Raw genomic sequence first — 25,838 nt, forward strand, 5'->3', positions numbered from 1 at the left:
CGGTTGCGCTCTCCGCTCGAACGAGCGGGGTCGTGCCCGGTGATTGGCTTCGGCGGCTGAACCGGATCCCCCGCGGGGTGGACGGACCGGGCGGTTTCGACACGAATCGTCCGGGCATGCCTTCGTGCTCCGGTTCAGCCGTCGGTTGCTCAACGCCGGGGCCTGCTGGCCCCGGCGGCCACTCCTGTCACAAGTGTTCCGATCGCCAGACCGATCACCACGTTCAGGGCGCAGCTGGCGATCTGTGTCTGCAGTGCGGCGTCCGTGGTGAATGGGCGTACCGCCACGGCCACGGTGATCAGCGCGACTATCCAGCCGAAGAAGAGGTTCGGACGCGGTGTGGTCACCAGCAGCAGGTGTATCAGGGCCGTCGCCAACAGCGCCGCGAGTGCGGCGAACAGGCACAGCCGGGCCGTGCTGACGTCGCCCAGCGTTCCGTAGCGCGAAGGACCGAGTACGGGGATTCCCAGCACACCCCGCAGGACCACCACCGCCACGAGCCCTATGAGTGCGGCTACCAGCGCGGTGGCGGCTCCGCCGGTCCACAGTTGCCTGGCGTTGACCGAAGTACGGCCGTTGTCGCCTCGACCGCCGGATGGGCGGGTGTAATCGTCGGACACGGCAGCCTCCCGCCGAAACGGTTACCACCCGACCAGGCTTGAGCACAGCCCTCCGGAGCGCAACGCAGGAGTCCTTACCTCACTCCGAAGAGTGGTTCACGGCTTCGCCGAGCACGTAACCCGCGTGGAGGGGATTACCTCGCAGTGTGTTCGGGTTGGCGTGCTCCGTCGTCACGGATAGCTATTCGCGGATGAGAGTCGCATCGGCGTGTCGGACGTCACCGCGGGCGCGCGAATCCGTGAAGATGATATTCTTCCGAGGAATTCGATCATTGTTCTGGCGGGCTACGTTTCGGGATTTCACGATCTTTTTCAGATCGTTTTCTCGTTGATCGGCGATCTTCGGACGGATCTTTTTGTCTTCTTTGTTGGTGTTTTTACCAGCGGATTCGGCGGAAATGATGTCTCCCCGCCTCGTTCCGTCGGCAAGAGGAAGGGTCGGTTGTTCTCGGCCTGTGGTGCCAAGTGGTCGTTTGGTTGATCCGTTATCGAAGGGTAATCAACCGTCGAGTACTCAGAGTGTTCAACCGCGTTGATTGCGTGCTTTTTCCCTGCAACTAAAGGGTGAACGCTTGATGTCACGGATACATAAAGCTACGTTGCACCAGGTACGTCACGGTTCGGTCACGACGAACTCGATCCCCCGACGAGTAAGCCCGACCCCCGACGGGCAGTGGCCGGACCTCCCCGAGACGGAAAGGCGAGCATGGCCGACAAGAACGACGAGAGTGGCCGTCGCAAGACCTCCACCCTCAAGTCCTATCTGCCTCAATCACTGCGTAATTCTTTTTCCCGTGACTCGCGAACCCCGGTTCGAAACAAGGTGTTGGCGGGTGTGGTCGCCGCCGGTGCGTTCGTCGCTGTGGGATCCCCCTTCGTCGCGGCGACGAACGGAGACGGTTCGGAACCGCAGAATCGTGATGTCGCCCCGGTGGCCGAACAGAGCCCGCTGAGCGCCGCGGTCAACGGCACCCCCGAGTCCCCCGGCTCCGTCCAGCTGCGTAGCGGCGACTCCAAGAACGACGGTTCGGAGCGCCAGAACCTGAACAAGAGCGAGAAGGTTCAGCAGCAGCGCGAGAAGGCCGAGGCCGAGAAGGCCGCGGCAGAACGCGAGGCCGAACAGCGCAAGGCCGCTAAGGAGCAGGCCGAGCAGAAGAAGGAGTTCGAGCGCGAGGCCGCCGAACGGAACAAGTCCGACAACAACGACCAGCAGTCGAAGGACAAGGCCGCGGCCCCCAAGAAGCCCGCGAAGTCCGCCACCCCCGAGAAGCTGGTGCAGAGCGGCTTTCTGACCTCCGGCTATCACAGCCGCGGCGGTACCCACGCCGGTATCGACATCGGTGCTGACACCGGTACACCCATCTACTCGCCGCAGGCGGGCACCGTCATCAGCTCCGGCCCCGCCAGCGGCTTCGGACTGTGGGTCCGGGTCCAGCACGATGACGGCAAGGTCACCGTTTACGGGCACATCCACAGCTCGCAGGTCAGTGTCGGCGAGCGCGTGGAGGCCGGTCAGCAGATCGCGACAGTCGGCAACCGTGGGCAGTCCACCGGCCCGCACCTGCACTTCGAGGTTCGCACCGGCCCCGGTGCGGGGGAGGTCAACCCGATTCCGTGGTTGAAGCAGCTGGGCTACGCCCTCGGCTGACCCCGGGACACTGATCGCGGGCCGCTACCCCAGGTCGTTGCCGGGGATCCGAGTTACCCCCGACACCGGATCCCCGGCAACTCTCCAACAGCGGTTTTCACGCCCCCGGAGGCGTCTCCACCCGGTGAACCCCACCGGTGCGGACGTCACGGGGGCTTTCGCGTGTGACGGGACCCGGCTCTCCGGTCCCGGAACGCCTCCTCGTGTTGTCGGGTGATTCCGAATGCCGGGTACTGGCTCGTTTCACTGCGGCACCGCTGTTCAGGTATCGGTTACCGGTTCGGGGGGAACCTCGACCTCGAGCCGTTCCCGCAGCCAGCTCAGCGTACGGGCCAGCAGTCGGGAGACGTGCATCTGCGAGATACCGATCTGTTCGGCGATCTGGGTCTGTGTCATGGACTTGAAGAAGCGCAGTACCACGATGCGCCGTTCCCGTTCGCCCAGTTCACGCAGCAACGGACGAATCGCTTCCCTGTTCTCCACCTCGTCGAGTTCGGCGTCCGGGGAACCGATCGCGTCTCCCAGCGGTATCTCGTCGGTGTCGCTGAGCAGTTCGTCGAGCGAACTGCTTCGATAGGCGTTTCCCGCTTCCAGCCCCTGGTGCACCTCGTCCCGACTGATGCCGAGATGTTCCGCGATCTCACTGGGAGCGGGGGCCCTGCCCAACTCCTGGGACAGCGTCGATATGGCCGATGAGATGGACAGGTGGCGTTCCTGCAGTCGTCGGGGTACCCGTACCGTCCAGCCGGTGTCGCGGAAGTGTCGCCGCACTTCTCCCATGATGGTCGGCACCGCGTAGGACAGGAAATCGACACCCCGCTGTGGGTCGAACCTGTCCACCGCGTTGATCAGACCGAGTGTGGCGACCTGGATGAGGTCCTCCTGGGACTCACCCCGGTTGCTGAATCTCCGCGCGATGTGCTGCGCGATGGGCAGATGCGCCGTTACCAGCTTGTCCCGCAGTTCCGCACGGCGCCGGTCGTCGTTGTCCAGGTCCGCGAACTCGACGAATAGCGGGGCCAGCTCCTCGTAGCTCTGACCTCGATAGACGTGTTCGGAGTCCGCCTGCGTCACTCGTGGACCATCCGTCCCTTACTCAGCTCGATCCGCACGACGTGTCCGTCGTCGCGGCTGTCGGATTCCTGAACCGAGGATGCCACGGTGTCGGTAAGCGCGCCGAGTACGCGCCAACTGAAGGTGTTCTTACGAGGTCCGGACGGATCGGTGCTGGTCACCTCCGCGGTGAACTCCAGCCTGTCGTCCTCGGTTCGGAATCTGCCCAACAGCTGACTCCGCTCTGCGGCGATGCGAACCAGCGAGGAGCATGCCTCGTCCACGGCCAGCCGCAGATCCGCGATGGTGTCGACGTCGAAATCGGCACGCATGGCGAGATCACCCGCCACGGCGCGCATGACGGGCAACTGCGCAGCGGTGGCGGCTACCCGGACTTCGACCACCCGGGATTCGTCATCCGCCTCAGCGGTTTCGACGTGCTGTGCGGCTTCTTCCGGTGATGCCCGATTCCGGTCCGGATGGGATGCTGACACGCGGACTCCTCGTTCCAACCTCATGCGAGACCACCGCACATCGAATCAAAGGTGCGGAACCGTCCGTCGCTTCGGGGGGTGGCTCGCCCCGGCGGGACAGCCGGTTGCCGCGCACTCCCGGTGCGCGGTGATGTCGAACGGACCTGAACACTCATAGCCGCCTCATACCCGGTAACGGAACGGGACAAACGGATGTCCCCCTTGTCGGGGACGAGTGCGTTCGACCGCGGAGTGTGTGGCTGCCATGGATCCGCGGGAGGGCCACGGGGGCCTAGAAGGCCACCGGCCAGCGGGCGAGGTCCGCTCCGAGAACGGACGAGAGAACCGTCGGCGGGGCGATCGGGCGATTACCCACGTGACGGTTCCCTCGTCCTCCGAGTCCTCGGGCGATCCGGGGACATGTCTTCGGAGCGGTTGTGCTCCGGTTACACCAGCGTGCTCCAGTAGCTCCAGAAAGCTTGCATGATCATTCCGACGATCACCAGGTACCACAGCACCAGTACTACGCTGTGCACCTTGCTGACCGCTGTGACCACTGGCTTCACCGGTCCTGCGGGGATGTGACCGCTTCCCAGGTTGTGCAGCGTGGTGTACCAGAAGACGGCTATGGTCACCACCCAGACGACCATGCAGTACGGGCACAACGCCTGGATCTCGTACAGGCTCTGCCAGATCAACCAGTGTACGAAGACCACGCCGAAGATCGTGCCGAGCTGCATTCCGATCCGGTACCAGCGCGGTGGGCGGAAGCCGGACAGCATGGCGACACCGGTTGTGGTCACGATCGCGAACGCGGCTACCCCGATCAGTGGATTGGGGAAGCCGAACGCCTTGGCCTGATCGCTTTCCATGACCGAGCCACAGGAAACAACCGGATTGATACTGCAGCTGGTCACGTAGTTCGGATTGATCAGACTGAGATACTCCTCGACGCTGAGCGCGAAGGCGGCGAAGAACCCGATGCCGCCTGCGATCAGGTAGAGCCAGCCCAGGCCGCTGCCGAACGGTGCCCGGTCGGAGGGGAGTGGGGAGGGGGAGTCGTCACGTGTGTTCGGTTCGGCGGTCGCGGTCACTTGGCCAGCGCTCCGTCGATCTTGTCACGCAGCTGCTGCAGCGGTTCGCCTCCCTGGGAGAACTGGATCTTCTCGCCGTCGAGGAAGAATGTCGGAGTGCTGGTCACCCCGGCTTTCTGGCCGTCGGATAGGCCCTGGTCGACACGCTGCTGGACCTTGTCGGAGTTCATGTCCTCGCGGAACTGCTCGGTGTCCAGACCGATCTGCTCGGCGAACTCCGTGAACTGCCGCTGTGCGCGCTGCTCGTCGTTGCTGACACCGCTGCTGCTGTTCGCGGGAGCTGCCCAGGAGGAGTAGTTGTCGAACAACTTGTGATACATCGGCTGGAACTCGTCCTGCATGGCGGCCGCTTCAGCCGCCTTCGCGGCCGGCACCGCCAGTGGGTGCATGTCCAGCGGGTTGTTCCGAACCACGAAATTGATCTTGCCCTCGTACTCCTTCTCCAGCTCACTGGTGACGTTCTGGTAGAAGTTGTGGCAGGCGGGGCACTGGTAGTCCACGAACTCGACCAGCGTGGGAGCGCCCTGTCCCGCTTCGACGACCTGGTGGCTGCCCTGGGGGTGCAGCACGGAGGGGTCGACCTTGTTCGAGGATGCCTCGTCGGTCTGATTGCCTCCTCCGAAGATCATCACTCCACCGATGACTGCCACCGCGACGACCAGCACGATCGCGGTCAGGATGATATTGGTCGAAGCCCCGCTGCGCTTCGCCATCGGATTGGTTGTCTTGGGCATCGGCCTGCTACACCTTCGACGGTCGGTTTCCGCGCGAGCGGACTCGCGCACGGACGTTTGTTAAGTTTCCCCTACTCACACGATCGTGGAATTCACCGGGGTGCGTGATATCACCCCTGTGTTCGTGGAAACCGTGCACTGGCGGGTATTCGCCACCATCATGCCTGCATTGTCACTCTGACGGTGGTGAAGTGCGGGTGAATTGGCCTAAGCTCCGTGGCTTATTCAGCTTGCTCCTCGCCGTGACGAGAACGAGTCGGTGCGCTGCGCCGCTCCGACGTGATCGCGACCCCGTGCGGGGCGCATACCTCGTTACCCTTGAAACTCCGGACTCGACGGCGATCCGTTGCCGGTGCGGTCACGAACGCTCAGTCATCCCGCCGTTCCGGCCAGGCGTTCCGGGAGTCGAGGTGTTCTATCAGCAGGCGTCCGAGCGTGCGCAGGTGCTCCCGCATCGTTTCCTCGGCGGCGGTCGGGTCCCCGTCCTCCAGCGCCCGCAACACCGCACCGTGGTCCCGGACACACGCCTGTGGCCATCCGGCGACCGCCAGGGATTGTTCCCGCGGAGCGTAGCGACTCGCGAGTTCGAAGAACCACGCGAGCTTGCGAGCCCCGGAAGCCTCGCCGAGCTCGTGGTGGAACCGGTTGAGCAACTCGGTGGCCGTGGTGCCGTCACCGAGCTCGTGAACTCGGGACAGCTCGTGCTGCAGTGCTCGCAGCTCTCGCACTCGTTCACCGGTGATCCGCCCGGCACAGCGTCCGGCGAGTCCCCCCGCGAGCAGAGCGCGCAACTCGAAGATGTCGTCGAGATCCTGCCTGCTCGGTGGTGCCACCGCGAACCCCTGGCGCGGTTCCAGTTCCACGAATCCTTCCGCGGAGAGGGCTATCAACGCCTCCCGGACCGGGGTCACGCTTATCCCCAGGTCCTCGGCGAGCTGGTCCAGCCGCAGGTATTCCCCCTCCTGCACCTGACCGGTGATGATCTGCTCACGGATGTGTACCGCGACCTCCTCAGGCAGTTGGGGTCTGCGTCCGCGGGATGGTGATCCGGATGCGGCCATCGAACTCCCGATCGTCGCGCGGGTGTGGCATCGAGTGCGATCGCCCGTGCCACCGGGACTCGGCCCGAACAGGGGCGGACCGAATTGTCGACGAATGTGGCGTTGCGCGCATCGTGTGACGGTCGCGGACCGCACCGTGCCGCCGGTGTTCGGACTGCCAGGTGCCGCTCCAGCGGGCAACGAAACTGTGCGCTGCCGATTTCCGGCCGAAATCCTTTCGCTTCCCTTGTGGGGCCAGCTCGTGGCCGCCACCACGGCGTATCGTCTGGAAGCGTGGTGGCTGATCCCTTCACAGGTGGCGTCCACGGGGAACTGACCCACAACCTCCCCGAAGGGCGCGCCGAGCAGATTACGCGTTCGCTGGCCGAGAAACGTCTCGACGACGTGCCCGGGCTCGCGCAACGGCTCATGGACGCGATATTCACGGACAACCCGGAATGGACCGATTACCGTCCGGTTCCTCGTGAGGACCTGTGGGAGGGGTGCGCCAACTACCTGGCCCGAGCGCTGCACGTGCTGAGCGGGCGTGTACCCCGCAGCGAGGACGACTCGGTGGCCTCGGCCATCGGCAGGCGACGCGCCGAACAGGGGGTCCCGCTCGAGGTGATGCTGCGGACCTTCCGGATCGGCGGCCGGATCCTCTGGGAAGCACTGGTCGAACAGGCCCACACCGACAAGGTCGATCCGGACGCCGTTCTCGGCGCGGCAACCACGATGTGGACCGTGATCGACGCGCTGTCGTCGGCGCTGTCCACCTCCTATCGCAACACCGAACTGGAGCAGCTGCGCAACGACGATCAGCGAAGGCACGCCCTGGTGGAGGACCTGCTCAGCGGGCGGGCACGCGACACCGCCTTCGCGCAGCGAACCGCCAAGGAACTCGACCTGCCGACCTCCGGCCCCTACGTCGTGGTGGTGGCCGAGATGATCTCCGACGGAAGTTTCGCGCTCCGTGGTCAGCAGGCCGCGCTCGCCGCGTTGCACATCCGTTCCGTCTGGCAGGTCCGAGCGGACACCCTGGTGGGGCTGATCGCGCTGGAGCAGCACGACGAGTCGAGTGCGCTGGGGGCCCTGCGACAACTCGTCAGAGGACGGGCCGCGGCTTCTCCGCTGGTCAGTGGCCTCGCGGAAACGGGCATGGCGCACGAACTCGCCCTCACGGCGCTGGGAACGTCACAGCGCGGGGCCGTCGAACTCGTCTCGCTGCAGCAACGCTATCCGGAAGCCCTGCTCGTCCAGTCGCCCGATCTCGCACGGCGGCTGCTCGACGACCAGTTCGGGGAGATTCTCGCGTTGCAGCCCAAGGAACGGGACATGCTGCTGGAGACTCTGGCCGCCTGGCTGGAGGAAAACTGCTCCACGGCCAATGCCGCCGTTCGGCTGCACTGTCACCGCAACACGGTGTTGAACAGGTTGCACCGAATCACGACGCTCATCGGCAGACCGCTGCACGGTCGTGACTCGTATGTGGCCCTCTCGCTGGCGCTGTCCGCGCTGCGGATGCGTGGCAACGACCGCTGACGGAACAGTCGAGTCGGCCGTCGTCAACCGATGTCGCGAACAAATCGCCGCGTTTTTTACATCTCGTTCGGCTTCGTTCGTTTTCTGTTCGTGACCTCGCTCGCATAACGGTCAGATTTTTACTGTGCGTATTCAATTGTGTTCCGAATGTCACTGAATAGTGGGGCTGATGTGCGAGATGCACAGTGACTGAGGGTCAACTCTGGGCGTGGCGGTATGGCGCCGCCGTGGTCCCGGTCACGACACTCGAAATACGACAGTTCGAGGCTTCTCGGTGGGTGCACGAGCAAAGGAGCACAGCGAAGTGCAGGAATTCGACCTCCTGGTGGTGGGCGGCGGCCCCGGTGGCTACGTCGCGGCGATCCGCGCGGCGCAGCGCGGTCTGTCGGTCGGCCTCGTGGAGAAGGAGAAAGCGGGCGGTGTGTGCCTGAACTGGGGCTGCATCCCGACGAAGGCGATGCTGCGCTCCGCCGAGGTCTACGAGACGGTGCTGCATTCCGCCGATTTCGGAGTGCACGCCGAGAACGTGGCGCTGGACTTCTCGGCGGTGGCACGTCGTAAGGACGGTGTCGTCAAGAACCTCACCGACGGGGTGGCCGGGCTGCTCAAGGCCAACGGCGTGACCGTTATCGACGGACACGCGCGCTTCACCGGCTCCAACACCGTGGACGTCCACCCCAACGGGGAGTCCCCGCTCGGCGAAGGAGGCCCGCGCTACGCGGCCGAACCCGCGGGGGGTCAGGCCGTGGAACGCGTAACCGGTCGCGACGTACTCATCGCGACCGGCTCGGTGCCCGCGCGGTTGCCCGTTCCGGGAGCCGACCTTCCAGGGGTGATCACCTCCGACGGGGCCTTCGGGCTCCAGGAGGTCCCCAAGCGCATCGCCGTGGTCGGTGGCAGTGCCGTGGGCGCCGAGTGGGCGAGCATGTTCGCCACCTTCGGCAGCGAGGTCACCGTGGTGGAGATGGCCCCCAGCCTGGTTCCGATCGAGGACGCCGAGATCGGCAAGGCGCTCGGCCGTTCCATGAAGAAGAGCGGTGTACGAGTTCTCACCGAATCCACGGTCTCTTCCATCGAACAGGCCGACGGGCAGCTGCGGGTGCACGTGGACGGTTCCGACGCGCAACAGCTCGACGTCGACGTGGTCCTCATGGGAGTGGGGCGCAAACCCAACACCGCCGCACTGGGCCTCGACGCCACCGGCGTCGCCACCGACGAACGCGGATTCGTGGCGGTCGACGACAAACTGCGCACCAACGTCGAGCACGTCTACGCGATCGGGGACGTCACCGGCAAGGCACTGCTGGCGCACGTCGCCTCCCACCAGGGCGTGGTCGCCGTCGACACCATCGCGGGGTACGAGACCCACATCGACTACGGCGTCGTTCCGGCCGCCACGTTCACTCATCCGGAGATCGCCAGCGTCGGTCTCACCGAAGCCGGTGCCAAGGAGCGCGGCCACGACGTGGTGACGAGCCGTTTCCCGTTCGCGGCCCTGGGCAGGTCCAAGACCACCGGGGACGAGGAAGGGTTCATGAAGATCGTGGCGGGCGGCAAGCACGGCGAGATCCTCGGTGTGCACGTCATCGGCCCCTCAGCGAGTGATCTGATCACCGAGGGAACGCTGGCCATCAGTCTCGAAGCCACCCTCGACGAGCTCGCCGACACGATCCATGCTCACCCGACGCTGGGCGAGATCGGAATGGAATCCGCCATGTCGGCACTGGGGTTGCCACTGCACACCGCGCCGCCGCGGCGGCGCTGAACCGCGGCGTTCTCGAAAACGGTCCGTCCCGGACGGTCGGGGCAGGACCTTCGATCAGGACATCGGCGTCCGACCGTCATCGCCACGACCCGCGTTGTCCGGGCCGAAGCGACGCCGCAACCACCCACTCGAAAAAGGGGATCTCTCATGGCGGAGACCGCTACCCGCAGCAAGCCGGCAGGCTCCGGATCGAAGGGCCGCCGCGGCGGTACCCGTTCGGGCGGCAGCAGGAGCCAGCAGAGCCAGGGGAAGACCGCGCCGCAGGCCGAGTCCCCCGAAACCCTGCGCGACTACTTCCGGCAGATGAGCCTCATCCGGCGCTTCGAGGAACGCGCGGCACAGGGCTACACCCAGGCCAAGGTCGGTGGCTACTGCCATCTCAACCTGGGCGAGGAGGCCACGGTGGTCGGGCTCATGAGCGCGTTGCGCCGCTCCGACTACCTGTTCACCAACTACCGGGAGCACGGCTACGCCATCGCCAAGGGGATCGAGCCCGGCAAGGTGATGGCAGAGCTCTACGGGCGCACCACCGGAACCTCCAAGGGACTGGGTGGTTCCATGCACATGTTCGACACCGAGGTCGGGCTGCTCGGCGGTTACGGCATCGTCGGCGGCCAGGTTCCGCTGGCCACCGGTGCCGCGCTCGCCATCGACTACCGGGGCGGCGACGAGGTCGTGATGTGCCAGATGGGTGATGGCACGACTAACATCGGCGCCTTCCACGAGTCGATGAACATCGCCGCGCTGTGGAACCTGCCCGTGGTGTTCGTAGTGATCAACAACTATCTCGGCATGGGTACCACGGTGGAGATGTCCTCCGCGGAGTCCGAGCTGTACAAGCGGGCGGTGGCCTACCGGATGCACGGTGAGCGGGTCGACGGCAACGACGTAGTGGCCGTGCGGGAAGCCGCGGGGCGACTGGTCGAGCACGCCAGGAAGACCGGGGAGCCCGCGATGCTGGAGGCGGTCAGCCACCGGATGAAGGGCCACTCGGTGGTCGACCCCGCGAAGTACCGCAATTCCGAGGACGCCGAGGCGGCGCGCGAGGCCGATCCGGTCGCCGCGTTCCGCGAGCAGCTCGTCTCGGCGAATGTGCTCGACGAGGACGGTGCCGCCGAGATCGAGCGTGCGGTGCAGGCCGATGTCGACGCGGCCGTCGCCTTCGCCGACGACAGCCCGCACCCGGACCCGGCAACGCTGTTCGACTACACCTACGCCACCCCGGTCGCCAACGACTCCCGCAGGTTGCCGGCCGATCCCGTCTTCTGAGGGAAACCGTTCCCGCTCCCCGCGATCGACCTCGACTCTGACGAGTGTCGCGGGAGCGATCCGTCGAATCACACCCCGCCACGAGGCGCCGGGGCCGCGCGTGCGGCCCCACGGCGCGACCATGTCCAGGAGATACACCGTTGGCCGTCATCACTTACCGGCAAGCGCTGCACGACACGCTGCGCGAGGAAATGCTCTCCGATGAGAACGTGTTTCTGATCGGAGAAGAGATCGGAGTCTTCGAGGGCTCCTACAAGATCACCGCGGGACTGCTCGAGGAGTTCGGCGAGAAGCGGGTACGCGACACCCCGATCGCCGAGGAGGGCTTCGTCGGAGCCGCGGTGGGAGCCGCGATGCTGGGGCTGCGTCCGGTCGTGGAGCTGATGACGATCAACTTCTCGTTGCTGGCGCTCGACCAGATCGTCAACCACGCCGCGAAGATCTACGGCATGTTCGGCGGCCAGTCCAACGCCCCGATGGTGCTGCGCACCCCCGGCGGTGGTGGGCAGCAGTTGGGTGCGACGCATTCGCAGAACATCGAGCTGTACTACGCGTTCGTGCCCGGGCTGAAGGTCGTCGCACCGAGCACCCCGGCAGACGCCAGGGCACTGCTGAAGGCTTCGCTGGCCGACAACGATCCGGTGTTGTTCCTGGAGAACCTCGCGCTCTACAACACCAAGGGCGAGGTTCCCGACGACATGCCGCCCGCGGAGATCGGCAGAGCCGGTGTCACCCGCACCGGCAGCGACATCACCATCATCGGCTACTCGCGCATGGCCACCGTGGCTACCCAGGTCGCCGACCAGCTGGGTGAGGAGGGGATCTCCGCCGAGGTGATCGACCTGCGCAGCCTGCGTCCGCTGGACCGGGAGACTCTGGTGGAGTCCGTCCGCAAGACCGGTTGCGCCGTGATCGCGGAGGACGACTGGTTGACCTACGGCATCGGTGCCGAGATCGCGGCCTCCATCTCCGACGGTGCCTTCGACTATCTCGACGCCCCGGTACGTCGTGTCGCCGCGGCCGAGGTTCCGCTGCCCTACGCCAAGCCGCTGGAGCGGGCGGCGCTGCCCTCGGCCGAGTCGCTCAACGCGGCGGTACGGCAGACACTCGACGCCGTCGGACATCGTCGCTGACACATTCCGCACCAAGGCGCAGGCTCACCGCGTCGGCCCGGTGGACGGGGTCGCCGGGCGGCGACCGCGTTCGGTTCGGACCGAGCCACGAGGTGAGCCGGACCACCAGGATCCGAGGAAGACCATGACCGAGATTCACATGCCGCGCCTGTCCGACACGATGGAGGAAGGCGTTATATCCACCTGGCGCAAACAGGTGGGCGACCAGATCAACCGCGGCGACGTCGTGGCCGATATCGAGACCGACAAGGCCGTCATGGAGATGGAGGCCTACGACGACGGGGTGCTGGAGAAGATCCTCATCGCCGAGGGCGAGACCGTGCCCATCGGTGTCCCCATCGGGATCATGGGTGACGGATCGGGTGCCGCCGCTGCCGCCGGTACCTCCGGAGGCGGCTCGGACGGGTCCACCGGCGGTTCCGCGACCACGGCGGCGAGCTCGGAGTCCGGTTCAACCGAGACCGCTTCTCCCGATACCGCCGCGCCACGGTCCGCCGCGTCGACGGAGTCCGATGCCGATCCTCGCGAACGTCCGAAGGCCTCACCGCTCGCCCGGGCCGTCGCCAGGGAGAAGGGTGTCGACCTGTCCACCGTGACCGGTACGGGCCCCGGCGGACGCATCATCAGGGTCGACATCGAGGCCGCGGCCGAGGCGACCACCGACACCGAGTCATCCCGGCAGTCGGCCCCGGAGCCCCAGCCGACAGAGCGCTCGGAGTCCCACCAACAGAGCCAGGATCTCGAAGAGATCCCGTTGAGCAACATCCGCAAGGTCACTGCTCGGCGGCTGACCGAGAGCAAACAGCAGGCGCCGCACTTCTACCTGACCAGTGCCGTGGACGTCACCGACCTGGTCTCGTTCCGCTCCGACCTCAACGAACGGCTGCAGGCCTCCGGCGGCCCGAAGGTCAGCGTGAACGACCTGGTGGTCAAGGCCTGTGCCACCGCGCTGCGCGCGAATCCCTCGGTCAACGTCTCGTTCCGGGACGAGAAGCTGTTCCAGCACAACCGGGTTCATCTCGGGGTCGCCGTGGCGCTGGACTCGGGTCTGGTCGTACCTGTCATCCCCGACGCCGACCGCAAGAGCGTCTCCGAGATCGCGGCGGAAGGCAAGGAGAAGGCCGAACGCGCCAGGGACGGCAAGCTCAAGCCCGACGAGATGTCCGGAAGTACCTTCAGCGTGTCCAACCTGGGCATGTTCGGTATCGAGGAGTTCTCGGCGGTCATCAACCCGCCCGAGGCGGCCATCCTCGCCGTGGGCGCGACCCGCGAGGAGGTGCAGGTCCACGACGGGGAGTTCGTGGTGCGCAAGATGATGCGCATGACCCTGTCCGCCGATCACCGTGCGGTCGACGGTGCCGTGGGGGCCGTGTTCATGCAGCAGCTCACCTCGCTGCTGCAGGACCCCATCCGGATCATCGCCTAGAGACCGAGGTTGTCCGCCGGCCGCCGTCACGACCGGCGGACAACCCGCTCACGGGTGTTGCTGAAGGTTGGCCGCGCCGAGTAACCGCCGACACCGCCGAACGGGTGGCCTCTCATAGGATCGTGGGGACAATGCCGCCCACCGCGAGGCTCACCTCTGATGAACCACATCTCCGCCGGTGTCCGTGATCTCGGTACCGGCTTCACCAGCATCGTGCGTTCGCCGCGGATGTTGTTGTTGGGCGGAGTGCCCGCGCTGCTGAGCAGTCTGCTGCTGCTGGCCGGAATCGTCGTGCTGGCCTTCTTCAGCGGTGATCTCGCGGGCTGGTTGACCCCCTTCGCCGACGGCTGGTCGGAATGGTGGCGTCGCTCGTTCCGGGGGCTGCTGGCACTCGCGTTGATCGCCGGAGCGGTGCTGCTCGGCTCGGTGTCGTTCATAGCACTGACCCTGTTGATCGGGGGGCCGTTCTACGATCACATCGCCGAGCGCACCGAACGGGAGCGCGGCCTCGACGGTGATGAGGGCGCGGGCTGGCTACGACTGCTGTCGCGGGGACTGGCCGACGCGTTGCGACTGTTGCTCATCGGTGTGATCGGCACCTTGGTCCTGTTCCCGCTCGGCTTCGTGCCGGTGCTGGGCCAGACAGTGGTGCCGGTGGTCGGTGTGCTCTTCGGCGGCTGGCTGGTCGCGCTCGAACTGACCGGGCCGGTGTTCCAGCGGCTCGGCATGACGGTCGGTACCCGGCATCGGATACTGTGGCGTCATCGACGTACGGTGCTCGGATTCGCGGTACCGGCGTACCTGCTCTGCCTGGTACCGGTGGCTCAGCTCGTGGTGATCCCCGCCGCGGTGGTCGGAGGAACCCTGCTGGCGCATCGGGTGCTGGGTACCCGGTGGCCGGACGAGTCAACGGCGGACGGAAACCGAACCAACGGTGCTGGGACGGTCTGACGACGTCGGCACCGTCGATGAGCCCCCGTCTCAAGAGGATCCACTGTGGAAGACGTCGTCCGATTGCTGCCCGAGTTCTCCGGGACGCTGCCCGCTTCGGTGGTCGCCCTGCTCGCCCTGGTACTGGTCACCTACCGGGCGAGCTGGACAGTGCTGCGCAACGTGGTCACCATCGCGCACGAAGGTGGTCATGCGGTCGTGGCGCTGCTCAGCGGACGCAGGCTCAACGGCATCAGGCTGCATTCGGACACCTCGGGCCTGACCGTCTCCACCGGGCCGGCTCACGGTCCGGGGATGGTCCTCACACTCTTCGCGGGTTATCCGGCGGTCTCGCTGCTGGGGCTGGTGGCGGCGTGGTTGGTTTCGGCGGACCGGGTGTCGCTGCTGCTCCGCGCCGCCGTGGTGGCGCTGGCGTTGCTGCTCGTCGCGTTGCGCAATCTCTACGGGGTGCTCTCGGTACTGCTGACCGGCACCGCGTTGTTCGCGGTTTCCTGGTGGGCCACTCCCGGTGTTCAACTGCTGTTCGCGCAGTTGTTGGGGTGGTTCCTGCTGTTGGGAGGCATCCGTCCGCTTTTCGAGTTGTCCGGCAAGCGTCGCAGGGGAGGGGCGAGCAACTCCGATGCTGATCAGCTGGCGCGCTTGACGGCGGCGCCGGCGGTGCTCTGGCTGTCGCTGTGGTTGTTGATCGCTCTCGGAGCGCTGGTGCTGGGAGCGAACTGGCTGTTGGCGGATCTGATTCCGTTCTGGTGATCTTCCCGCTTCCGGTGGTCAACCGGGGCCCGATCGGGCGAGTATCGCCATCATGGCGATGTTCTGCTCGTGATGAGAGGGCCGTCCCCGCTCCGCGGTCCGGGTGAGTGGGTCGTACCACGGTGGCAACAGTCGGTTGCCCCGACGTGTCGGTGCGACATTCGCGGTGTCCGGAGCGCCCAGTAATCTCGTGTGTACGCGAACGAACCGGCAAGGGGGCGTGGTGACGGAACAGACGGATTGGCTGCCGCGTGATGTGGACGAGGAGGTGCCCAGCGCGGCGCGAATATACGACTATTTGCTGGGTGGTGCCCACAATTTCGCCGCCGACCGCAGACTGGGCGAGAAGTTCCTGGCCGCGTTACCGAGTGCCCGGCACGTCGCCCGTCTCAACCGTGCTTTCCTGCGACGTGCGGTGCTGACTCTCGAAGACGCCGGTATCAGGCAGTTCATCGATATCGGCTCGGGGATTCCCACCGTCGGCAATGTGCACGAGATCGCGCGGGACGTCGACGAGAACTCCAGGGTGGTCTACGCCGACAACGAGCCCGTCGCGGTTGCCCACAGCGAGTTGTTGCTGCGCGACGATCCGAACGCGACGATGCTGCAGGCGGACCTCCTCGATCCGGAAGGCATATTCGGGCACCCGCGAACCACGAACCTGCTGGATCTGTCCCGACCCATCGGGTTGCTGATGGTCGGTGTGCTGCACTTCGCCGCTCCCGAGAACGATCCGGTCGACGTCATGCGCCGTTACCGCGAAGCGCTGCCCCCCGGCAGCTACCTGGCGCTCTCGCATTTCACCGCCGATATCAGGCCCGAGGACATGCTCGGGGTCGCCGAGGTGATGCGGCAGAGCGCCGACCCGATCCATCCGCGTTCCCACGCCGAGATCACCGAACTGTTCGACGGTTTCGAACTGCTCGACCCCGGAGTGGTTGGAACGGCGCTGTGGCGTCCGGACGACGACGGCCTGCACGCCGAGACCCCCGGATCGGCGCAGATCTACGCCGGAGTTGGCTACAAAGCGTGATTTCAGCTGTTTACGCAGCGTAATTGTTCTTTGCAAGGAGTGAGGCATGTTGCCCAGCCGGACTGCCGAAATACATACCGTTGCGATAATCTGCTTTCCCTCGGAAGTAAATACCCTGAACGTGGGATTGATGAGATGAGCCACGCGAGTTCGGACCGGGATCTCCCGATCGACGATGGGGCAGGCCAGGACGAGAGGGTGGCCACATGGGAGAGCGGACGATGGTGTGCCGATCTGGCCACCCAGTGGGCCCGATGGTTGAGCCACACCGCCTACATACCGATGGCTCTCGGTTCACTGGAATCCGAGCTCCGTGAACTGATCGAACTGATTCTCGAAGGACTTCGGCAGCCGGAGCGGATCGAGACGACCGGTCACTCGGTGGGAACCCGGTTGGTGAGCCTGCACGCCACCGGGGAGGACAGCCTCACCCGCAGTCTGGAACTGCTGTGCCGCACCCTGTTGCCCGGCCCCTCGAACGAATCCGCGCGGCGGGTGCTGACCCTGCTGGCCTCCGTCGCCTCCGGATACGCCGAGGCCGATCGGGGTAGTGCTCTCGAACAGCAGGAAACCCTCAAGCGCGCACTGCTGTGGTCCAAACTGGATGCCGAGCGCAAGCTGCGCGTCAGCGAGGACCGCTTCCGGGAGGTATTCAACACCACCCCGATCGGTATCGGACTGTGTGATCTCGACGGCACGTTTCGGGAGGTCAATCCGGCGCTGGAGCGGACTCTCGGTTACAGCGCGACGGAACTGGTCTCCACCGCCGTCACCGAACTGTTCGACCCCGGTGAAGCGGAGATCGTCTCGGCCAACTACGTCGAGCTGCTGCAGGGCCGGCGCAGCGGGCTGCGTGAACGCCGCAATCTGGTGCGAGCCGACGGCACGAAGGCGTGGACCTACATCGCCGTCTCGGTGCTGCGCGACACGGACGGCGAGGCTTACCGGATCGTGCTGATGGTCGAGGATCTGCGTGAACTCAACGACCTGCAGGAACAGCTCTACTTCCAGACACTGCACGATCCGATCACCGGTCTGGCGAACCGCCAGCACTTCCGAACGAGGTTGGAAGGGGCACTCGCCTCCTTCTCGCCCGACGAGCGGCTCACGCTCTACCAGCTGCGGCTCGACGGTTTCGGGCTCATCAACCACGGACTCGGTTACGAGATCGGTGACAGCATCGTGCAGTCAGTCGCCAACCGGCTCTCCGGACTCGTCCGGGGCGAGGACGGGCTGGTCGCCCGGATCGGTGGAACCGAGTTCGCCGTGCTGCTCCGGCAGTGCCCCGGTACTCCGGGAATCGCGGAGTTCGCCGAGCTGATCAACGCCGAACTCGACGAGCCGATCTACATCAACGGCAACGGCTTGGCCCCCACGGCCAGCATCGGTGTCGTACAGCGTTCGGTCGGCGATGCCGAGCCCACCGACATGTTGTGGGCCGCGGGAGTGGCGCTGCGCAGTGCGGAGAAGGCCGGGAAACGACAGTGGGCCGTGTTCGACCCGCACCGGGCTCCCGTCGAACTGACCGAGGCCAAACTGGCCGCCATCATGCCCGGCGCTCTGGAACTCGGGGAGTTCGAGGTCGGTTACCGGCCACTGGTTTCGCTGGCCGACGGAGAGCTCGTGGCAGTCGAGGCGCGGCTGGCGTGGCAGCCGGAGGGCCACGAACGGCTGGAGCACGACGCGTGTCTCCGCTTGGCCGAACGTTCCGGTATCACCCTCGCGTTGCGCGACTGGACGCTGCGCACCGCCTGGCGACAGCTGTCCGAGTGGCACGCGGTCGGATTCGACCACCAGCTCGTGGTTGGGCTCAGTCCCAACCAGTCCCGCGACCCGGATCTGGTGTCCCGCGTTCGACGCGTCGTCGAGGAGGAATCGCCGGACCCGAGCCGGCTGTTGCTGTGCATGTCGATGACGGCGTTGATGGGAACCGGCGGGGAAGCCGCTGACAACGTCGCGACCCTGGCGGACATGGGGGTGCGTACGGCGGCCCACGAGTTCCGCGCCGCTCCCGCCGAACTGCGCTTCCTGCGGAAGTTCCCCACCCGTGCGGTGCTGCTGGCGCCCGATCTCGTCCGACTCGCCGAGGAGGACGAGACCTTCGAGTCCCCGGAGCTCAGGGCGCTCGGCGGTATAGTCCCACTGGTACGTTCCTGCGGCATTCCGTTGGCAGTGCCGGAAGTGCGTACGGGGGGACAGGCCCGGTTGTGGCGGGAGCAGGGTTGTGACATCGGATCCGGCCCGTTCTGCTCCGAGGTGCTCTCGGCGTCGGAGATGACGGAATTGCTGCGGGAGAACGCACCCGCGTCGGACGCCTCGTAGCCGAGGCTTCCGTTCGGGGTGGGACCGGACGTCGGGTTTCCTCGCTCCGGTCGGTACACGATTCTCGGTACGGGGGGAAAACGTCGTGGCGAGCACCGAGCGGGAGGCGGGGAGCGGTCCGTTCCCCGCTCGTCGTCCGTTCGCGCTCGTTCCGGTCTCGGCCGTCGTCGTGGTGGCCGTAACGGTGATGTTCGCCTTCGCCGGGCGGTACGGCTACTTCGGGGACGAACTGTACTTCGTGATCGCCGGTACGAACCCGGCCTGGGGATACGCCGACCAGCAGCCGGTCGTTCCGTTGCTCGCCGCGGCCATGGAGTGGTTGTTCCCCGGTTCACTGATCGCGTTGCGCGCCCCCTCGATCCTCGCCTTCGGGCTGGGAGCGGTGGTGGCCGCGCTAGTCGCCCGCGAACTGGGAGGTGACCGTCGTGCGCAGGCTTTCACTGCGACGGCCTTCGTGCTCGCCTTCGCGTCGATGTACCGCAACCTCAACACCATAGGTCTCGACATCCTGGGCTGGACACTGCTGACGTTGCTGCTCCTGCGATGGGTACGTACCCACTGCGCGGGTGATTCCGACGATCGGTTGCTGCTGTTGTCCGGTGTGGTGGTGGCCCTGAGCGTGCAGGTCAAGATCCACATCGTCGTGTTCGTGGTGGTTATCCTGCTGACGCTGGCAGTTCTCGGTCCCCGTGCGATCTTTCGGCGGCCACTGTTGTGGGTGGGTGCGCTGATCGCGGCAGTGGTGACCGTTCCGGCCGTGGTGTGGCAGTTCACGCACGGCTGGCCACAGCTGGCCGTGGCACGCTCCTCCTCGACCGAGATGACTTCGCTCGGAGGGCGGTTGTTCAGTTTCGTCGGCATGCTCGCCCTGCTGGGGCTGGTGTTCGGTCTGGTGCTCGGCGGGTACGGCCTGTGGCGACTGCTGCGCGCGGAGGAGACGCGCCCCTACCGGTTCCTGGGGTGGAGCGCGCTCGGGGTGCTCGTGGTGTTCCTGGTGGTGGGCGGCAAACCCTACTACGTGGCGGGGGTGTTCCCCGCGCTGTGGACGGCGGGCGCGCTGGGATTCCAGCGTCGCCGCGAGGTTCTCGCGGGGGAGAACCGGCGTGGTCGGGGATGGCTGGCCTGGCCCGCGCTGGCCGTGTCGGTGGTGGTCACGGTGCAGTCGTTGCCCATCGCCTCGGTGGAGTCGTTCGCCGAACGTGACACCAGTCCGGTCGACTTCCGCGGCAGCGAGATCGGATGGCCCGAGCTGGCCGCCGATGTGGGCGAGATCTACCGAGATCTTCCACCGCGGCAGCGGGAACACACCGTAGTGCTCGGTTCGCACTACTGGACCGCCTCGGCGGTGGAGTTCCACGGAAGGCGAGCCGACCTTCCCGATGCCTACAGCGGATCGCGGGGATTCTGGTTCTTCGGGCATCCCCCCGCCGGAACCACCACCGTGATCCACATCGGTGAGATCGCGCCCGGGGTGCGTGAGCACTTCGACGGGGTTCGTCGGGTTGGTACCGTGAACAACGGTCCGGGGGTGGACAACGTGGTGCGGGGACAACCGATCCACCTCGCCGACGTCACCGGTGTCGACTGGCAGCGCGTGTGGCCCGAGTTCAGGGACATGACCCTGTCGCTGTGAACGTGACCTTCCTCCCCGATGTACATTTCGCGAGAAATTGACGCCCGGGTGGCCGCCACCAGTCTTCCCACGGGAGCCTCCGCACCGATTATCGATACCGCCCGAACCGCGTCGCGGCGGCGATTTCGCGAGAAATTGGCACGGCGGTACGCCTACCGGGAAGGAACCGGAGTCGTTTCCGCGCCGTCCCGCGGACTGCCGTTCATCCCTCCCGGAAGGCCCGCAGGATCCGTTCGGCCGCCATCCCCGCGGTCATCTCGCCGTCGCGTACCCGGTGTTCGATCTCCTCGCGGGTCCGCTTCACCCCGGAGTCGGCGAGGAGTTCGCTCATCAGTTGGTCCCGCACCAGTTCCCAGGTCCATTCCCATCGCTGTTCACTGCGTTTCTCCGCCAGCTCACCAGCTTCGGACAGCGCGGTGTGATGCTCCAACACCTGCTGCCAGAGCTTGTCCAGCCCCGTCCCGTTGAGTCCGCTGCAGGTGGTGATCCGCGGATTCCACGACGCGTTCGGCGGGGTCAGCAGCCGCAGCGCGCCGCGCAGCTCGCGGGCGGACTGCCGAGCTTCGTCCTCGTGCGGGCCATCGGCCTTGTTCACGGCCACGATGTCGGCCAACTCCAGCACGCCACGCTTGATCCCCTGCAGTTGGTCACCGGTTCGCGCGATGGTCAGCAGCAGAAAGCAGTCCACCATCCCCGCCACGGTCACCTCGGACTGTCCGACCCCGACGGTCTCCACCAGGACCACGTCGAAGCCCGCGGCCTCCATGAGCACGATGGTCTCCCTGGTGGCCCTGGCGACCCCGCCGAGCGTTCCGGTGCTGGGGGAGGGACGCACGAAGGCGGCGGGGTCGGAGGCCAGCGCACCCATCCTGGTCTTGTCACCCAGGATACTTCCGCCGCTGCGGTTGGAGGAGGGGTCCACGGCCAGTACCGCGACCCGGTGTCCCTCGCCGGTGAGTTTGGTGCCCAACGACTCGATGAAGGTGGACTTTCCGACGCCCGGCACCCCGGTGACGCCGATACGACGCGCGCCTCCCGAGTGGGGCAGCAACTCGGTCAGCAGTCGTTGGGCCTTTTCCCGATGATCCGAACGTGTCGACTCGACCAGGGTGATCGCCCGCGCCAGCGTGGTGCGGGAGCCGGCCAGCACGCCCTCGGCGAGCTTGTCCACATCGATGGTTCGCGGCATGGTCCGCTCTACCCCTCGTGGCCGAGCTCGACGCGCAGCTGCCGCAACAGCCGCTCCGCCGCCTCTGCGATCACGGTGCCCGGCCCGAACACGGCGGAGGCCCCCGCCTCGTGCAGCGCCTCGTGGTCGGCGGGCGGGATCACCCCGCCGACCACGATCATGATGTCCTCGCGGTCCAACGCGTCCAGCTCGGCACGCAGCGCGGGAACCAGCGTCAGGTGCCCAGCGGCCAGTGAGGAAACCCCGACGAGGTGCACGTCGGACTCGGCGGCCTGCTGGGCCACTTCGGCCGGTGTCTGGAACAGCGGGCCGACGTCGACGTCGAACCCCAGGTCGGCGAACGCGGTGGCGATGACCTTCTGCCCCCGGTCGTGCCCGTCCTGTCCCATCTTCGCGACCAGGAGGCGGGGCCTGCGGCCCTCCGCCTCCGCGAACTCCGAAACGGTGGTACTGACCCGTTCGATCGCGCCGTCGTGGCCTGCCTCCTCGCTGTACACCCCGGAGATGGTACGGATCTGCCCGGAGTGGCGACCGAAAGCGGCTTCGAGAGCGTCCGAGATCTCACCCACCGTGGCGTGGGCGCGTGCGGCGTCAACGGCCAGCGTGAGCAGGTTGTGCTCCAGGTCGTCGGGGCGCTCACCATCCACAGTGGCCTGCGCGACGGCGGTGAGCCTGCGCAGCGCGTCGGAACAGGCCTGTTCGTCGCGCTCCTCGCGCAGCCTGCGCAGCTTGTCGAGTTGTTCGGCCCGCACCGCGCTGTTGTCCACCTTGCGTACCTCGGGGCCACCGTCCCCCTCGGTGCCGTCCGGTTGGTACAGGTTGACACCGATCAGTGGTTGGTGGCCGGAGTCGATTCGTGCCTGGGTTCGTGCCGCGGCCTCCTCGATGCGCATCTTGGGGATCCCGGCCTCGATCGCGGCGGCCATCCCACCGGCCTGCTCGATCTCGTCGAGGTGTACCTCGGCTCGTTCCGCGAGATCTCGCGTGAGGCTCTCGATGTAGTGACTGCCGCCCCAGGGGTCGATGGTCCGGGTGGTGCCGGACTCCTGCTGCAGCAGGAGCTGGGTGTTGCGCGCGATGCGGGCCGAGAAGTCGGTGGGCAGCGCCAGTGCCTCGTCCAGGGCGTTGGTGTGCAGTGACTGCGTGTGCCCCTGGGTGGCGGCCATGGCCTCCACGCAGGTGCGTGCCACGTTGTTGAACGCGTCCTGCGCGGTCAGCGACCAACCGGAGGTCTGCGAGTGGGTGCGCAGTGACAGCGACTTGGAGTCGGTCGGCTCGAACCGCGACACCAGCCGCGCCCACAGCAGCCTGGCGGCACGCAGTTTGGCCACCTCCATGCCGAAGTGCATCCCGATTCCCCAGAAGAACGACAACCTGGGCGCGAAGGAGTCGATGTCCAGGCCGGCTTCCCTCCCCGCCCGGATGTAGTCGAGCCCGTCGGCCAGGGTGTAGGCCAGCTCCAGGTCGGCGGTGGCACCGGCCTCCTGGATGTGGTAACCGGAAATGGAGATCGAGTTGAACTTCGGCATCCGTGCCGAGGTGTAGGCGAAGATGTCGGAGATGATCCGCATCGACGGCCGCGGTGGGTAGATGTAGGTGTTGCGGACCATGAACTCCTTGAGGATGTCGTTCTGGATGGTCCCCGCCAGTTTCTCCGGCGGCACACCCTGCTCCTCGGCCGCGACGATGAACAGCGCCAGCACCGGGAGTACCGCGCCGTTCATGGTCATGGACACGCTCATGTTGTCCAGCGGTATCCCGTCGAACAGCTGCCGCATGTCCAGGATCGAGTCGATGGCCACTCCCGCCATTCCCACGTCACCGGACACGCGGGGGTGATCCGAGTCGTAACCGCGGTGCGTGGCGAGGTCGAACGCCACCGACAGTCCCTTCTGCCCCGCGGCGAGGTTGCGTCGGTAGAACGCGTTGGACTCGGCGGCGGTGGAGAACCCGGCGTACTGTCGGACCGTCCACGGTTTGTTGACGTACATCGTGGAGTAAGGACCGCGCAGGTACGGCGCGATTCCCGGGTAACCGTGCGGAAAGCGCAGCCCCGAGGTGTCCTCCTCGGTGTAGAGCGGCTTGATGTCGATGCCTTCCGGGGCGTGCCAGCTCAGCGACTCCGCGTCCCGGTCGGTGGTGTCCCGTAGCCGGCGGTGCCATTCCGGCGTGTCGGCCTCGACCGGTGGATCGTCCAGCTCGACGTCGGCGAAATCCGGAATCCTGCCGTGGCTGCTCATGGTGTCGCCTTCGCTACGGCCGGGGTCGACACGCCCCAGCGCTGGTGGATGTCGTTCAGTACTGTCGGTGCGTCACCGCCCGCGTGCACGAATCCGTCCACGCCCGCCGCGATCGAACCGCGGGACTTCCCCGCGAGCAGTACCAGCTCCGCGCCTGCCGCTCGGAGCGCCAGCGCGGTCTCCTCGGCACGCTCGTCGTAGAGCCGATCCGTCGAGCACAGGCACACCAACGGAGTCCCTGCCCGCTCGAACGCGGCCACCACCGCCGCCGAGTCCTCGGTCTCGCCCGCCTCGGTCGTTTCCACGCCGCCCGCCGCGAGCAGATTCCGCACGAAGGAGGCACGTGCGGTGTAGGAAGCCAGCGGCCCCAGCGTCGCCAGGAACACCCGCGGCCGTCCCCGTGGCTGTTCGGCCGCTCGGTCGGCATCGTCACGCAGCCGTTCGTATTCCTCGGCGTAACGATGTCGGGGCAATCCGCCGCTCTCCGGTTCCGCCGGACGGGGCGCGCGCACGATTGGCTGTTCACCGGGATCGGGGAACTCGCTGACTCCGGTTATCGGGTCGGTCCGGCAGGCGATCGCCCGTTCACGTTCCCGCCACGTCTCGGCCAGTCGATCGGCGACCAGACCGGACTCCAGCGCGGCGGTCAAACCGCCCTCGGCCTCGATACGCCGGAACCAGTTCCAGCCCGCCCCGGCGAGTTCGTCGGTCAGCGACTCCACGTAGTACGAGCCACCAGCCGGGTCGATCACCTGTCCCAGGTGCGCCTCGTGCGAGAGCAGTGCCTGCACGTTGCGGGCCATCCGGCGGGAGAACGCATCCGGCAGTCCGAGCGCGGCGTCGAACGGCTGGACCGTGATCGCCGTGGCGCCGCCCGCTGCCGCGGCGAACGCGGCGATGGTCGAACGCAGCATGTTCACCCAGGGGTCGCGCCGGGTGAGCATGGCCGAGGAAGTCACGGCGTGCTGGTGCTGGCCCCGGGCTCGAGGGGTGACTCCACAGGCCCGCAGTACCCGTTCCCACATCCGTCGTGCCGCGCGGAGCTTGGCCGTGGTGCTGAACTGGTCCACCGTGGCGGCGAACCGGAACTCCAGCAGCCCGGCCGCGGCGTCCAGATCCAGGTCGGTCTCGGACAGCGAGCGCAGGTACTCGACCCCCGCGGCCACGGCGCAGCCCAGCTCCTCGGCGTCCGAACCGCCCGCGTCGTGATAGGGGAGTCCGTCCACGCTGATGGCCCGCATACCGGGGCAGGTGCGCGCCCAGCGCCGTGCCAGCTCGATCGCCGGAGCCGTCTCGTGCTGCCGACCGGTTCGTGCCCGCAGTCCCAGGGGATCGGCGCCGAGGTTGCCGCGCAGCGATTCGTACGGCACGTTCCATTGCTCGGCCGACCGCAGCAGCTCGCCCGCCGCCGCCTCGTACTGCTCGCCCGCTCGCAGCACCACACCGGCCATGTCCAGCCGCACCCCGTGCAGCGCGTCACCGAGTTCGTCCACCGCGATGCCGCCCGGCCCTACCCGCAGCCACACCGAGCTCGCCCCGCCGGCCAGATCGGCGAGGATCTCGCGGTTGGTGGTGGTCACGTCGGGGTCCTCGTGGTACTGCCGGACGTCCCAACCGTCGTCCGCCGCACCCTGGACCGTGCTGTTCCTGGTGAAAGGTGCGGATCCGGGGAGACCGGTTCGCGAATGTCCCGCGCGGGAGGTGTAGAGCGGGTGAACGTCGAAACCGTCGTGCAGGCGTGTGTCCAGCGATTCCTCCGGCGCCTCAGGGGCGGGTGCCTCCTGCTTCAGCAGGCCGGACCTGCGCAGCACCTGCTCGACCTGCTCCTGCCACTGGCGGTGCGTGGGCAGTTCGAAGCCCGCCATCAGGTCCCGCCGGTCTCCGTGTTCGCTCGCCGCTGAGCGTTCCGACGCCGTCATGGGA

Annotated in this window: 21 protein-coding genes; 12 read left to right on the forward strand and 9 right to left on the reverse strand. The window is 66.7% G+C overall.

The genetic code is table 11. From position 1 onward, the window contains the following. Window positions 1-149: 149 nt before the first annotated feature. Entirely contained in the window at window positions 150-620 is a 471-nt protein-coding gene (locus tag J2S53_RS02265; RefSeq protein ID WP_175530060.1) for a DUF6069 family protein, read from the reverse strand. 208 nt (window positions 621-828) lie between these two features. Between J2S53_RS02265 and J2S53_RS02270 the strand changes: the two genes are divergently transcribed. Then, complete coding sequence (locus tag J2S53_RS02270; protein WP_456239539.1) at window positions 829-1,101, forward strand: hypothetical protein; 273 nt, start codon at window positions 829-831, stop codon at window positions 1,099-1,101. Window positions 1,102-1,326: 225 nt separating this feature from the next. After that, a complete protein-coding gene (locus J2S53_RS02275; RefSeq protein WP_456239540.1) occupies window positions 1,327-2,268 on the forward strand; it encodes a M23 family metallopeptidase in 942 nt (313 codons plus the stop codon). Between the two features lie 261 nt (window positions 2,269-2,529). On the opposite strand, the gene J2S53_RS02280 is transcribed toward J2S53_RS02275, so the two are convergent. From J2S53_RS02280 to J2S53_RS02300, 5 genes are all read right to left on the reverse strand, one after another. Next, a complete protein-coding gene (locus J2S53_RS02280; RefSeq protein WP_456239541.1) occupies window positions 2,530-3,342 on the reverse strand; it encodes an RNA polymerase sigma factor SigF in 813 nt (270 codons plus the stop codon). Beyond that, window positions 3,339-3,815: an ATP-binding protein gene (locus J2S53_RS02285; RefSeq protein WP_456239542.1), complete on the reverse strand. Its 477-nt coding sequence runs from the start codon at window positions 3,813-3,815 to the stop codon at window positions 3,339-3,341. The genes J2S53_RS02280 and J2S53_RS02285 overlap by 4 nt, the downstream gene beginning before the upstream one ends. Before the next feature lie 425 nt (window positions 3,816-4,240). After that, a complete protein-coding gene (locus J2S53_RS02290; protein ID WP_456239543.1) occupies window positions 4,241-4,888 on the reverse strand; it encodes a vitamin K epoxide reductase family protein in 648 nt (215 codons plus the stop codon). Then, window positions 4,885-5,622: a DsbA family protein gene (locus tag J2S53_RS02295; protein ID WP_456239544.1), complete on the reverse strand. Its 738-nt coding sequence runs from the start codon at window positions 5,620-5,622 to the stop codon at window positions 4,885-4,887. The genes J2S53_RS02290 and J2S53_RS02295 overlap by 4 nt, the downstream gene beginning before the upstream one ends. 368 nt (window positions 5,623-5,990) lie before the next feature. Next, on the reverse strand, window positions 5,991-6,683 hold the full coding sequence (locus J2S53_RS02300) for a GntR family transcriptional regulator (RefSeq protein ID WP_456239545.1): 693 nt from the start codon (window positions 6,681-6,683) through the stop codon (window positions 5,991-5,993). 276 nt (window positions 6,684-6,959) lie between these two features. Between J2S53_RS02300 and J2S53_RS02305 the strand changes: the two genes are divergently transcribed. The 10 genes from J2S53_RS02305 (at window position 6,960) to J2S53_RS02350 (ending at window position 20,486) form a co-directional block, all read left to right on the forward strand. Then, a complete protein-coding gene (locus tag J2S53_RS02305; protein WP_456242677.1) occupies window positions 6,960-8,204 on the forward strand; it encodes a PucR family transcriptional regulator in 1,245 nt (414 codons plus the stop codon). A 304-nt stretch (window positions 8,205-8,508) separates the two neighbouring features. Beyond that, window positions 8,509-9,969: a dihydrolipoyl dehydrogenase gene (gene lpdA / locus J2S53_RS02310; protein ID WP_456239546.1), complete on the forward strand. Its 1,461-nt coding sequence runs from the start codon at window positions 8,509-8,511 to the stop codon at window positions 9,967-9,969. A gap of 147 nt (window positions 9,970-10,116) precedes the next feature. After that, window positions 10,117-11,238, forward strand: a complete 1,122-nt coding sequence (gene pdhA / locus J2S53_RS02315) for a pyruvate dehydrogenase (acetyl-transferring) E1 component subunit alpha (RefSeq protein WP_456239547.1) — start codon at window positions 10,117-10,119, stop codon at window positions 11,236-11,238. Window positions 11,239-11,378: 140 nt separating this feature from the next. Further along, window positions 11,379-12,371: an alpha-ketoacid dehydrogenase subunit beta gene (locus J2S53_RS02320; RefSeq protein ID WP_092977481.1), complete on the forward strand. Its 993-nt coding sequence runs from the start codon at window positions 11,379-11,381 to the stop codon at window positions 12,369-12,371. A gap of 124 nt (window positions 12,372-12,495) precedes the next feature. Further along, window positions 12,496-13,797 carry a pyruvate dehydrogenase complex dihydrolipoamide acetyltransferase gene (locus J2S53_RS02325; RefSeq protein ID WP_456239548.1) on the forward strand — a complete coding sequence of 434 codons (1,302 nt, stop codon included), beginning with the start codon at window positions 12,496-12,498 and terminating at the stop codon, window positions 13,795-13,797. A gap of 159 nt (window positions 13,798-13,956) precedes the next feature. Beyond that, a complete protein-coding gene (locus J2S53_RS02330) occupies window positions 13,957-14,748 on the forward strand; it encodes an EI24 domain-containing protein (RefSeq protein WP_456239549.1) in 792 nt (263 codons plus the stop codon). 45 nt (window positions 14,749-14,793) lie between these two features. After that, on the forward strand, window positions 14,794-15,498 hold the full coding sequence (locus tag J2S53_RS02335; RefSeq protein ID WP_456239550.1) for a M50 family metallopeptidase: 705 nt from the start codon (window positions 14,794-14,796) through the stop codon (window positions 15,496-15,498). Window positions 15,499-15,721: 223 nt separating this feature from the next. Beyond that, on the forward strand, window positions 15,722-16,531 hold the full coding sequence (locus J2S53_RS02340; RefSeq protein WP_456239551.1) for an SAM-dependent methyltransferase: 810 nt from the start codon (window positions 15,722-15,724) through the stop codon (window positions 16,529-16,531). A 135-nt stretch (window positions 16,532-16,666) separates the two neighbouring features. Continuing rightward, a complete protein-coding gene (locus tag J2S53_RS02345; RefSeq protein ID WP_456239552.1) occupies window positions 16,667-18,853 on the forward strand; it encodes a putative bifunctional diguanylate cyclase/phosphodiesterase in 2,187 nt (728 codons plus the stop codon). An 85-nt stretch (window positions 18,854-18,938) separates the two neighbouring features. Further along, complete coding sequence (locus tag J2S53_RS02350) at window positions 18,939-20,486, forward strand: glycosyltransferase family 39 protein (RefSeq protein ID WP_456239553.1); 1,548 nt, start codon at window positions 18,939-18,941, stop codon at window positions 20,484-20,486. 202 nt (window positions 20,487-20,688) lie between these two features. Here J2S53_RS02350 and meaB read toward each other — a convergent pair whose 3' ends face one another. Genes meaB through J2S53_RS02365 form a run of 3 tightly spaced genes read right to left on the reverse strand, consistent with a single transcriptional unit; the run spans window position 20,689 to window position 25,834 of the window. Continuing rightward, window positions 20,689-21,675, reverse strand: a complete 987-nt coding sequence (gene meaB / locus J2S53_RS02355) for a methylmalonyl Co-A mutase-associated GTPase MeaB (protein WP_456239554.1) — start codon at window positions 21,673-21,675, stop codon at window positions 20,689-20,691. Window positions 21,676-21,683: 8 nt separating this feature from the next. Next, window positions 21,684-23,915: a methylmalonyl-CoA mutase gene (scpA, locus tag J2S53_RS02360; protein ID WP_456239555.1), complete on the reverse strand. Its 2,232-nt coding sequence runs from the start codon at window positions 23,913-23,915 to the stop codon at window positions 21,684-21,686. Beyond that, window positions 23,912-25,834 carry a methylmalonyl-CoA mutase family protein gene (locus J2S53_RS02365; protein ID WP_456239556.1) on the reverse strand — a complete coding sequence of 641 codons (1,923 nt, stop codon included), beginning with the start codon at window positions 25,832-25,834 and terminating at the stop codon, window positions 23,912-23,914. Before J2S53_RS02365 ends, scpA begins: the two co-directional genes overlap by 4 nt. Window positions 25,835-25,838: the final 4 nt, after the last annotated feature.

The organism is Actinopolyspora lacussalsi (assembly GCA_030803735.1).
GTDB classification, from domain to species: Bacteria; Actinomycetota; Actinomycetes; order Mycobacteriales; family Pseudonocardiaceae; genus Actinopolyspora; species Actinopolyspora lacussalsi.

Coding starts and splice junctions, on each gene's coding strand:
- pdhA (WP_456239547.1), top strand. CDS start 10,117: ATGGCGGAGACCGCTACCCGCAGCAAGCCGGCAGGCTCCGGATCGAAG.
- meaB (WP_456239554.1), bottom strand. CDS start 21,675: ATGCCGCGAACCATCGATGTGGACAAGCTCGCCGAGGGCGTGCTGGCC.
- J2S53_RS02330 (WP_456239549.1), top strand. CDS start 13,957: ATGAACCACATCTCCGCCGGTGTCCGTGATCTCGGTACCGGCTTCACC.
- J2S53_RS02365 (WP_456239556.1), bottom strand. CDS start 25,834: ATGACGGCGTCGGAACGCTCAGCGGCGAGCGAACACGGAGACCGGCGG.
- scpA (WP_456239555.1), bottom strand. CDS start 23,915: ATGAGCAGCCACGGCAGGATTCCGGATTTCGCCGACGTCGAGCTGGAC.
- J2S53_RS02295 (WP_456239544.1), bottom strand. CDS start 5,622: ATGCCCAAGACAACCAATCCGATGGCGAAGCGCAGCGGGGCTTCGACC.
- J2S53_RS02325 (WP_456239548.1), top strand. CDS start 12,496: ATGACCGAGATTCACATGCCGCGCCTGTCCGACACGATGGAGGAAGGC.
- J2S53_RS02275 (WP_456239540.1), top strand. CDS start 1,327: ATGGCCGACAAGAACGACGAGAGTGGCCGTCGCAAGACCTCCACCCTC.
- J2S53_RS02300 (WP_456239545.1), bottom strand. CDS start 6,683: ATGGCCGCATCCGGATCACCATCCCGCGGACGCAGACCCCAACTGCCT.
- J2S53_RS02345 (WP_456239552.1), top strand. CDS start 16,667: ATGAGCCACGCGAGTTCGGACCGGGATCTCCCGATCGACGATGGGGCA.